Origin of the sequence: Methylobacterium sp. yr668, assembly GCF_900116245.1 — a bacterium.
In the GTDB taxonomy this organism is placed as follows: Bacteria; Pseudomonadota; Alphaproteobacteria; order Rhizobiales; family Beijerinckiaceae; genus Methylobacterium.
Genome location: NZ_FOZY01000028.1, coordinates 65,302 through 74,458, shown reverse-complemented (window position 1 = coordinate 74,458; position 9,157 = coordinate 65,302). Strand labels below are relative to the sequence as shown.

At 71.4% G+C, this 9,157-nt stretch carries 9 protein-coding genes; 1 reads left to right on the top strand and 8 read right to left on the bottom strand.

Features of this window, described 5'->3' with window-relative positions; translation table 11 throughout:
* Window positions 1–646, top strand: a 646-nt coding sequence (locus tag BM419_RS25350; protein ID WP_091928052.1) for a ferredoxin--NADP reductase, incomplete at its 5' end; no start/stop codon positions are given.
* A 47-nt stretch (window positions 647–693) separates the two neighbouring features.
* On the opposite strand, the gene BM419_RS25345 is transcribed toward BM419_RS25350, so the two are convergent.
* The 8 genes from BM419_RS25345 to BM419_RS25310 form a co-directional block, all read right to left on the bottom strand.
* A complete protein-coding gene (locus BM419_RS25345; RefSeq protein ID WP_091928051.1) occupies window positions 694–2,733 on the bottom strand; it encodes a molybdopterin-containing oxidoreductase family protein in 2,040 nt (679 codons plus the stop codon).
* A 209-nt stretch (window positions 2,734–2,942) separates the two neighbouring features.
* Window positions 2,943–3,635 (bottom strand): GntR family transcriptional regulator, encoded by a 693-nt coding sequence (locus tag BM419_RS25340; protein ID WP_091928050.1) that lies wholly within the window; start codon window positions 3,633–3,635, stop codon window positions 2,943–2,945.
* An 85-nt stretch (window positions 3,636–3,720) separates the two neighbouring features.
* Window positions 3,721–4,485 (bottom strand): carboxymuconolactone decarboxylase family protein, encoded by a 765-nt coding sequence (locus BM419_RS25335; RefSeq protein ID WP_091928049.1) that lies wholly within the window; start codon window positions 4,483–4,485, stop codon window positions 3,721–3,723.
* Window positions 4,482–4,871 (bottom strand): cupin domain-containing protein, encoded by a 390-nt coding sequence (locus BM419_RS25330; RefSeq protein ID WP_020093166.1) that lies wholly within the window; start codon window positions 4,869–4,871, stop codon window positions 4,482–4,484. The genes BM419_RS25335 and BM419_RS25330 overlap by 4 nt, the downstream gene beginning before the upstream one ends.
* Before the next feature lie 9 nt (window positions 4,872–4,880).
* Window positions 4,881–5,816, bottom strand: a complete 936-nt coding sequence (locus BM419_RS25325) for an NAD(P)-dependent oxidoreductase (protein WP_280141626.1) — start codon at window positions 5,814–5,816, stop codon at window positions 4,881–4,883.
* A complete protein-coding gene (locus BM419_RS25320; RefSeq protein WP_091928047.1) occupies window positions 5,813–7,189 on the bottom strand; it encodes an MFS transporter in 1,377 nt (458 codons plus the stop codon). Before BM419_RS25320 ends, BM419_RS25325 begins: the two co-directional genes overlap by 4 nt.
* 70 nt (window positions 7,190–7,259) lie before the next feature.
* Window positions 7,260–7,661, bottom strand: a complete 402-nt coding sequence (locus tag BM419_RS25315) for a carboxymuconolactone decarboxylase family protein (RefSeq protein WP_091928057.1) — start codon at window positions 7,659–7,661, stop codon at window positions 7,260–7,262.
* Between the two features lie 58 nt (window positions 7,662–7,719).
* On the bottom strand, window positions 7,720–9,156 hold the full coding sequence (locus tag BM419_RS25310) for an aldehyde dehydrogenase family protein (protein WP_091928046.1): 1,437 nt from the start codon (window positions 9,154–9,156) through the stop codon (window positions 7,720–7,722).
* Window position 9,157 lies beyond the last annotated feature (1 nt).

Sequence of the window (9,157 nt, the reverse complement as noted above, 5' to 3'; positions counted from 1 at the left end):
GGTCGAGGGCCGGCCGCTGCTGCGCGCCTACTCGGTGGTCTCGGCCAACTACGAGGAGGAGCTGGAGTTCTTCTCGATCAAGGTCCAGGACGGCCCGCTGACCTCGAAGCTGCAGCACCTGAAGGTCGGCGACCCGATCATCGTCGGCAAGAAGCCCACCGGCACGCTGGTGCTCGACAACCTGCTGCCGGGCCGCAACCTGTACCTGCTGGGCACCGGCACCGGGCTGGCGCCGTTCCTGTCGATCATCAAGGATCCCGAGGCCTACGACCGGTTCGAGAAGGTCGTGCTGGTCCACGGCTGCCGGCAGGTGCAGGAACTCGCCTACGGCGAGACCATCACCGAGACGCTGCCGCGCCACGAGTTCCTGGGCGAGATGATCTCGAACCAGCTGGTCTACTACCCGACCGTGACCCGCGAGCCGTTCCGCAACCGCGGCCGGATCACCGACCTGATGGTCTCGGGCAAGCTGTTCGAGGATATCGGCCTGCCGCCGATGGCGATCGAGAACGACCGCTTCATGCTCTGCGGCAGCCCCGACATGATCCGCGACACCCGCGAGCTCCTGACGTCGCGCGGCTACGAGGAGGGCAACCACGGCGAGGCTGCCCACTACGTCATCGAGAAGGCCTTCGTCGAGAAATAGCCCGCCCGCGCAGGCCGGTGCGGCCTCAGCCCGGTGCGGTCCGGAATTCAGGCCGCGCGGACCCAGACCGCGGTGTCGTGGAAGGCGGCGCCGTCGTTGGGCGCGGCCGGCGCGGACCCGATCAGCGCGTTGATCCCGCTGCCCCCGCCGATGAAGGCCGCGCTCGGCCACAGGCTCTCGACCACGACGACGCCCCGCTGCTGCCCCTCGGCGAGCCGCGCGTGCAGCCGAACCCGGCCGCGGGCGTTGCCGACCTCGACGGCGTCGCCCGTGCCGATCCCGAGCCGGTCACCGTCCGCGGGGTGGATCAGGCAGGTCGGCCGCCCCTCGCGGCGGAGCGACTCGGGCACGTTGGTGAAGGTCGCGTTGAGGAACTGGCGGGCCGGCGGGGCGATCATGCGGAACGGGTGCTCCGCGTCGGCGGGCTCGGCCTCCGGCCAGTGATCCGGCAGGGACGGCATCCCGGCCGCGCGCGGGCCCAGTGACGCCCAGTCGGGCGCGAAGCGGAAGCGCCCGTCGGGATGGCCGAACCCGTTCAGGAAGTGGCTCTCGGCAAAGTCCGGCTGCGCGTCGATCCAGCCCTCCGCCTCCAGCCTGTCGAGGCCGCCCCAGCCGGAGCGCGCCAGGGTCGCGTCGGCGAGGTCCCGGGCGCTCAGGCGGAAGCCCGTGTGCTCCGCGCCGAGCCGGGCGGCGAGCTCGGAGAGAAGCGCGTGGTTCGAGCGGCACGCGCCCGGCGGCTCCAGGATCGCGGGGCCGGCCTGGATGTGGCTGTGGCCGCCGGCCCCGTAGATGTCGTCGTGCTCCAGGAAGGTGGTGGCCGGCAGCACGAGGTCGGCGAGCGCGGCCGTCTCGGTCAGGAACTGCTCGTGCACGGCCACGAACACGTCCGGCCGCGCGAGCCCGGCGCGCACCCGGGCGCTGTCGGGCGCGGAGACCGCGGGATTGGCCGACTGGATCAGCATGGCGCGGACCGGGGGCCCGCCCTGCAGGGCGTCGGGATCGTCGGCGAGCACGGCGCCGATCCGGCTCATGTCGAGCTCGCGCACGCCCGGCGCCCTGGCGTCGAGACCCTCCGTCAGGGTCTTGTCCCAGTTGAAGATCGCGGCGTGCTGCCAGAGGGCGCCGCCGCCCGGGTGCTGCCACGCGCCGGTGACGGTCGGCAGGCAGGTCACCGCGTGCAGGTTCACCGCGCCGTTGCGGCTCCGGGTGAAGCCGAAACCGCAGCGGATGTAGCTGCGCGGCGTGTTGCCGTAGAGGGCCGCGAAGGCCTCGATCGCGGCGGGCTCCAGGCCGGTGATCGCCGCCGCCCATTCGGGCGTGCGCGACGCCAGATGCGCCTCCAGCGCGGCCGTGTCCTGCGCGTGCGCGGCGAGATAGGCCCGGTCCGCGTGGCCGTCGCGGAACAGGACGTGGAGCACCGCGCAGGCCAGCGCCCCGTCGGTCCCGGGCCGGGGCGCGAGGTGGAGGTCGGCCGCCGCCGCGGTCCCGGTGCGGTACGGATCGATCACCACCAGCTTGGCGCCGCGCGTCTTGCGGGCGCGGCTGATGTGGGTCATCGCGTTGACCTGCGTGCTGACCGGGTTGCCGCCCCAGACCACGATCAGGTCGGACAGCGCCATCTCGCGCGGATCCGGCCCGGCGATCCGGCCGACCCCGGCGCTCCAGCCCGCGATCGCCACCGCCGTGCAGATGGTGCGCTTGCGCCGCGAGTAGCCCATCACGTGGGTCAGCCGGTGGATGCCGTCGCGCTGGACGAGGCCCATGGTGCCGCCCGAGTTGTACGGCCAGACCGCCTCCGGCCCCCAACGGTCCGCCGTCTCGGAGAAGGCCGCGGCCAGCCGGTCGAGCGCCGTGTCCCAGGAGATCCGGCGCCACGCCCCGCCGCCCTTCGGCCCGACGCGCTCCATGGGGTGGAGGATCCGGTCCGGGTGGTGGACGCGCTCGCCGTAGCGGCTGACCTTCGCGCAGATCACCCCGGCCGTGTAGGGGTTGTCGCCGCCCCGGACCGAGACGACGCGCCCGTCCGCGACTTCAACGTCGAGGCTGCAGGCGGAGGGGCAATCGTGCGGGCAGACGGTCCGGACCAAGCGACGAACTCCCGTGGCGCCAGCATGGGGAAGCAAGGACCGTGCGGTTCTGGGCCTTCCGCCGGGGGACCGCAAGGCGTGTTGCCGCCGGTCGCTCGGCGCAGGGCGCTCGACATCGCCGACAGGGCATCGATCATCTGGACCGCCTCGGCCACGGGCGTCGCCGCGGAGGCGACATCGCCGCCCTCCCCCGCGCAGGGTCCGCGCGCTCAGCTCACCGCGTCGAGGGACGTCTGCGCGATGCGGAACGCGAGCTGCTTGAGGGCGACCGCGCACGCGTTGGTGACGTGGAGGCGGGCCAGCTGATCGGCCTTCGCGGCGTCCCGGGCCCGGAAGGCCGCGACGAGGGCGTCGATCTCGGCGAGGCTGTTCGGCAGCCGCTCGGGATGCATCAGCGATGTCGCGCGCAGCAGGTTGATCCGCGAGTAGAAGCCGCGAAGGGTCTCGCGGACCAGATCGTTCCCGCAATGGCTGAGCATCACGTCGTACAGGACGCCCTTGGCGCGCAGGACGCGGTCCGTGTCGCCGCTGCCGGCAGCCTCGCGCAGATCACCGGCAGCGCGTCCGAACTCGGCGATCGCCGCGTCCGTGGCCTGGGTGGCGAATTCGTGCGCCGCGTAGCCCTCCAGCACGGCCCGCAGCGCGTAGAGCTGACGCGCCTCCTCCACCGAGATCGAGGCCACGACCGGGCCGCGATGCGGCACCGTGTGGACGAGCTTCTCGGCCTCGAGCCGGCGCAGGGCCTCGCGCACGGAGGCGCGGCTGACGCCGAGCCCCTCGCACAACTCGCGCTCGATCAGCCGCTCGCCGGGGGCGTAGACGCCCGACGTGATCGCCTCGCGGACGGCGTCCTCGACCTTTTGCCGGAGCGTGTCCGGCTGGATGGCCCTGATCTTGTTCATCGCTGGGGATTCGGGGATCGCTGGCGAGCCGAAGCGGTGGCATGGCGCAGCCTCGGGTGGCAAGGCGTGCCTCGGCGCGCGTCGGTCAGCCCCGGCCCCGCACGGCCAGTTCGTCGCGCAGGATCGGCGCGGCCAGTTCCGCGCCGTGCATGCCGATCAGGCTGACGATCTCGAGGACTTCCATCAGCTCCTCCTTGGTCGCCCCGTAACCGAGGGCGTTCTTCATGTGCATCTTCAGGCCCGGCACGTAGAGGTGCGTCGCCGCCGCGTCGAAGGCGCAGTAGACGAACTCCTTCATCTTCGGCGTGAGCACGCCGTGGCGCCAGGGCCAGGCCGAGAAGTCGAGGTAGCCCTCGAACAGGTCGGGATCGAGTTCGAGGAGACCGTCCCAGAACGCGTGCCAGTAGCCCCGGTCGCGGGTGAAGTCGGATTTCAGCTGCTCCTGCCGCGGCGTCAGCGGCGCGGGGCCGCTCCGCTGACCGGCCTCCTCCAGCACCTCCAGCAGCAGCGGCACGCCGATGTTGCAGGCGTGGATGCCGAGGGTCGCCGTGAGCGCGAGCACCTCCGTGATCTCGTCGGCCGTCGCGCCCGCGTCGAGGGCGTTGCGGATCTGGCGGCGCGTCCCGGGCGCGTAGAGGTGGGTCGCGGCCGTCGCGGCCGAGAGCGCGATCAGGGCGCGGTCCTTGGCGCCGAGATGGTTCTTGCGCACCGGGACCATCGCCAGCCGGGCCCAGGCGTCGAGGAAGCCCGGGGCCAGTTCGGCGAGGGCCGCCTGCTCCGCGTCCCAGTAACCGAGCTCGCCCTGCACGGTGTGCCGGAGGCTCTCCGGGCTCGGCGCGGGCCCGGTCATGCCGTGGCTCCGGCATAATCGGCCTCGACCACCTCGTCCTGCCAGTCGGTCTTGCCGAGCGAGATGGCCGTGTGGAGCAGGTAGCTGTCGGCGGCCGCGCCGTGCCAGTGCCGCTCGTCCGCGGGGATCCAGACGGTGTCGCCCGCGCGGATCGGCTGCGCCTGCTGGCCCGCGACGCAGATCCAGCCCTTGCCGGCGGTGACCTGCAGGATCTGGCCCTGCGCGTGCGCGTGCCAGAAGGTCCGCGCGCCGGGCGTGAAGAAGACGTTGTTGATCATCACGCCGCCCGTCGACGGCATCACCGGATCGGCCCAGACCTGCCCGGTGAAGGTCGGCCCGCGGCTCTCGGACTTCGCGCTGTTCTCGCGGCCGTGGAAGATCTGCATCGTATCCTCTCAGTTCTCGTGTCGGTTGCCGTGGAGCCGGACACCGCCGGAGACGTCGCCGATGGCGTCGACGACGCGGTTGGAGATGACGTCGCCGTAGCCGAGCGCCGTGGCGAGGCCGAAGCTCGCCATCGGGCCGGACGCGTTGAGGGAGGCGACGCCGAGCTCGTGCAGGAGATCGGTGTAGAGCACGACGTCCTTGGTCATCAGCTTGCCGGTCAGGCCGCCTTCCAGGTAGTCGCCGTCAACGATCTTCGGGAAACGGTTCAGCGTCGCGAAGTTGACGCCGCTGGAGGCGTTCAGCACCTCCAGGAGCCGGTGCAGGTCGAGCCCGGCCTTCCGGCCCGCGACCATGACCTCCGCGGTGGCGGCGAGGCTGACCGCGTTCAGGAAGTTGTTGAGCAGCTTGGTCGTGTGGCCGGCCCCCGATCCGCCCATCACGACGACCTTCTGGGCGATCGGCGCGAACACCCAGCCCAGCCGGTCGATGACGGCGGGATCGCCGCCGACCATCAGGGTCAGCGTGCCTTTCTCGGCCGCGGCGGCGCCTCCGGAGATGCCCGCGTCGACGTAGGCGACGCCGCGCTCGGCCAGCGCCGCGGCGATGCGGCGCGTCGAGCTGGCCGAGGCCGTGCTGAGGTCGACGACGATCTGCCCGTCCCGGCAGCCCGCGAGGACCCCGCCCGCGCCGAGCACGACGCGCTCGACCACCTTGCTGTCGGGCAGGGACATCAGGACCACGTCCGTCTCACCGACGACCGCGGCGATCGAGCCCGCGTCCGTCGCGCCCCAGCGCGCGGCGGCCTCCCGGTCGGTGTCGTAGCCGACCACATCGATCCCCGCGCCGGTCAGGCGGCGCGTCATGCGGCCGCCCATGTTGCCGAGCCCGATGAAGCCGATCCGGTTCCCGTTCATGCTGCGTCCTCCGCGCGGCGTCCGGCTCAGTGGCCGGTGCCGAAATCGACGTCCTTGGTCTCCGGGCCGATGAGCGCGCCCACGGTGCCGATCAGGCCGCCGACGATCAGCAGGACCACGGGCGTCAGCGCGAGCGGCATCAGCGCGCTCAGCCAGTCCATGTAGAAGGCGTAGAAGGACGGGATCACCACCGAGAGGCTGAAGCCGATGCCGAAGCCGGTGGCGCGGACATCCGTGGCGAAGCGCTCGTTGATGTAGGTGACGATGACGCCCCAGGGCGAGGTCACGATCACCGCCAGGAGGCTGACCAGCAGCACGCGGGTGCCGAACGCCATCTCGGGCGTGACGGTCAGCGTGTAGAGGATGTACGCGCCCACCGTCGCGATCAGCGGGCCGACGATCACGAAGAACCGCCGGCGGCCGATGACCTGCCCGAGCAGGCCGGAGCCGATGTAGCTGAAGAACAGGATCGTGTAGCAGATCATCAGCGTCGCGGTCAGCGCGAAGCCGTTGAGGTGCAGGGTCTTCACCAGCAGACCGGTCGGCATGTAGATCGTGATGATGTTCTGCGTCGTCCAGAAGCCGGTCATCAGCAGCAGGACCTGCAGGAGGTCGCGCCCGCCCTTCCCGGTGAACAGGCCCGCCATGGGCGATGCCTCGGCCTGTTCGCCCCCGGCGGCGGCCTCCTTCTTCCAGACCTCCGATTCCGAGACCTTGTGGACGTAGTAGAGGGCGAGCAGGCCGGCCAGCGCCGCGCCGACGATGAAGGGGATGCGCCAGCCCCAGACCGTGTAGGGCGACCCGGGCCCGTCGAGCGGGAACAGGTAGAACATCAGCATCGTGATGAGGTTGATGCTGACATAGGCGGCCGGGAAGCCCGCGATGATCAGGCCGCCGACGAAGCCGCGCTTGTCCTTCTTGGAATACTCGATGGCGAGCGGCATCGCCCCGGTGTAGCCGCCCCCGAGGAAGATCCCGTCGAGGAAGCGCAGCAGCACCAGCAGGATGTACGAGGCGAGGCCGAGCGTCTCGTAGCCGGGCAGCAGGCCGATCAGCAGCGTGATCACCCCGAAGCCCGCCACCGAGTAGATCGAGGCGGCCCGACGCCCGACCTTGTCGGCGATCAGGCCGAAGATGAGGGCGCCGATCGGGCGGCCGAGCAGGGTTGTGATGAACACCAGCGAGGCCAGCACCGTCTCCATCTGGGGAGACAGGTTCTTCGGCTGGAACATGAACATCACTGGCGCCAGCGCGACCACCGGCAGATAGATGTCGAACATGTCGATGTATTCGGAGAAGAACGCGCCGCGAATGGCGCTCTTCCGCTTCTCCTCGATCGACTGGGACGCGGCCGAGCGCGCGCCCGCCGTGTCCGTTGCCAAGGCTGCCGACGTGACCGACATGGCGTCTCCCTCCCTGTTCGTCTGCCGCGCGAGTTTTCTGACTGCGTCGGACCTGGGCGCGGGTGCGGGCTCAGCGCCCGCTGGCGTGCTCTCTGTCCCAATCGGCGATCGCCGCGGAGGCGGTCCGGAAGGCCGCCAGGGCCGCCGGGGCGCCGCAATAGACGAGCGCCTGCATCAGCACCGCCTGGATCTCGTCCCGGGTCACGCCGTTGTTGAGCGCGCCTTTGACGTGGACGCCGAGCTCGTGGTGCTGGTTCATCGCGGTCAGCATCGCGATGTTGAGCATGCTGCGGGTCTTGAACGGCAGCGTCTCGTCGCCCCAGACCGCGCCCCAGCAGTACTCGGTCACGAGCCTCTGGACCGGACGGTTGAACGCGTCGGCATTGGCCCAGGACTTCTCGACATGGGCGGCGCCGAGGACGGTCTTGCGGTTCTCGAAACCCTGGCCGAACAGCTCGCTCTCGTCGGACATCTGGTTCTCCTGGTCGGGGCCGACGCGCGCGGGCGCCGGCCGCATCGCGCGGGACGGTTCAGTCGAGGCCGAAGCCGATCATCGCCTTGGTCTCGAGGTATTCCTGGAGACCGGCCTCGCCCCATTCCCGGCCGTTGCCGGACTGGCGGTAGCCGCCGAACGGCGCGTGGACGTCCGGGGGCGGGTAGTTGATGTGGACCTGCCCGCCGATGAGCCGCCGCGCCACGGCGCGCGCCCGGTCGCGGTCCCGTCCCTGCACGTAGGCGGCGAGCCCGTAGCGCGAGCCGTTGGCGATCGCGATCGCCTCGTCCTCGCTGTCGTAGGCGAGGATCGACAGGACCGGGCCGAAGATCTCCTCCCGCGCGATGGTCATGTCGGGGGTCACGTCGGCGAAGATTGTCGGGCGGACGTAGAAGCCGCGGTCGAGGTGGTCCGGCCGCTCCGGGCCGCCGGCGACGAGCCGCGCGCCCTCCGCGATGCCGGTGCGGATCAGCCCGACGACGCGCTCGTACTGGGTGCGGTTGACCACCGGGCCGAGATCCGTCTCGGGGTCCGCGGTCGGGCCGAGCCGGAAGCCCGCCGCCGCCTCGGCCGCGATGGCGGCCGCCTCGTCCATCCGGGCCCGGGGCACGAGCATCCGCGTCGGGATCGAACAGGACTGGCCCGAATTCGTGCAGCAGGCCGCGACACCACGCCGGACCGCCTGATCGAAGTCGACGTCCTCCAGCAGGATGTTGGCGGACTTGCCGCCGAGTTCCTGCGCGACGCGCTTGATGGTCGGGGCCGCCGCCCGGGCGATCTCGATCCCGGCGCGAGTCGACCCGGTGAACGAGACCATGTCGATCCCGGGATGCGCGGCGATCGCGGCGCCGACGCCGGGGCCGTCCCCGTTCACGAGGTTGAACACGCCCGGCGGCACGCCCGCGTCGTGCAGGACCTGCGCGAACAGCATCGCGCTGACCGCCGAGTACTCGCTGGGCTTCAGCACCATCGTGCAGCCGGCCGCGAGCGCCGGGGCGATCTTCACGACGATCTGGTTGATCGGCCAGTTCCAGGGGGTGATCAGGCCGCAGACGCCGATCGGCTCGCGCCGGATCCGGGTGGTGCCGCGATCCTCCTCGAACGCGAAGCGCTCCATCACCGCGATGAGCGCGTTGAGGTGCGCCGGGCCCCGCGCCGCCTGCCCCTTGCGCGCGAAGCCGATGGGCGAGCCCATCTCCTGCCGGATCGTCTCCGCGAAGATCTCGAACCGCTCCTCGAAGAGCGCGAGGATCCGGCGGAGGAGCGCGACGCGTTCGGCGGGCGCCGTCTCCGAGAAGGTCGGGAAGGCGGCGCGGGCCGCGCGCACGGCCCGGTCGACGTCCTCGGCATCGCCGAGCGCGAGCGTGCCGAACGCCGTCTCGGTGGCGGGGTCGATCAGCGGGAACGGCCGGGCCGCGACCGGCTCGACCCAGGCGCCGTCGATGTAGAAGCGTCTGAGATCCGGGAGCGCCATC

Bases quoted from the DNA above. Each gene is read 5' to 3' on its own strand.
- BM419_RS25315 (WP_091928057.1), bottom strand. From the start codon at position 7,661: ATGTCCGACGAGAGCGAGCTGTTCGGCCAGGGTTTCGAGAACCGCAAG.
- BM419_RS25330 (WP_020093166.1), bottom strand. From the start codon at position 4,871: ATGCAGATCTTCCACGGCCGCGAGAACAGCGCGAAGTCCGAGAGCCGC.
- BM419_RS25340 (WP_091928050.1), bottom strand. From the start codon at position 3,635: ATGAACAAGATCAGGGCCATCCAGCCGGACACGCTCCGGCAAAAGGTC.
- BM419_RS25320 (WP_091928047.1), bottom strand. From the start codon at position 7,189: ATGTCGGTCACGTCGGCAGCCTTGGCAACGGACACGGCGGGCGCGCGC.
- BM419_RS25310 (WP_091928046.1), bottom strand. From the start codon at position 9,156: ATGGCGCTCCCGGATCTCAGACGCTTCTACATCGACGGCGCCTGGGTC.
- BM419_RS25335 (WP_091928049.1), bottom strand. From the start codon at position 4,485: ATGACCGGGCCCGCGCCGAGCCCGGAGAGCCTCCGGCACACCGTGCAG.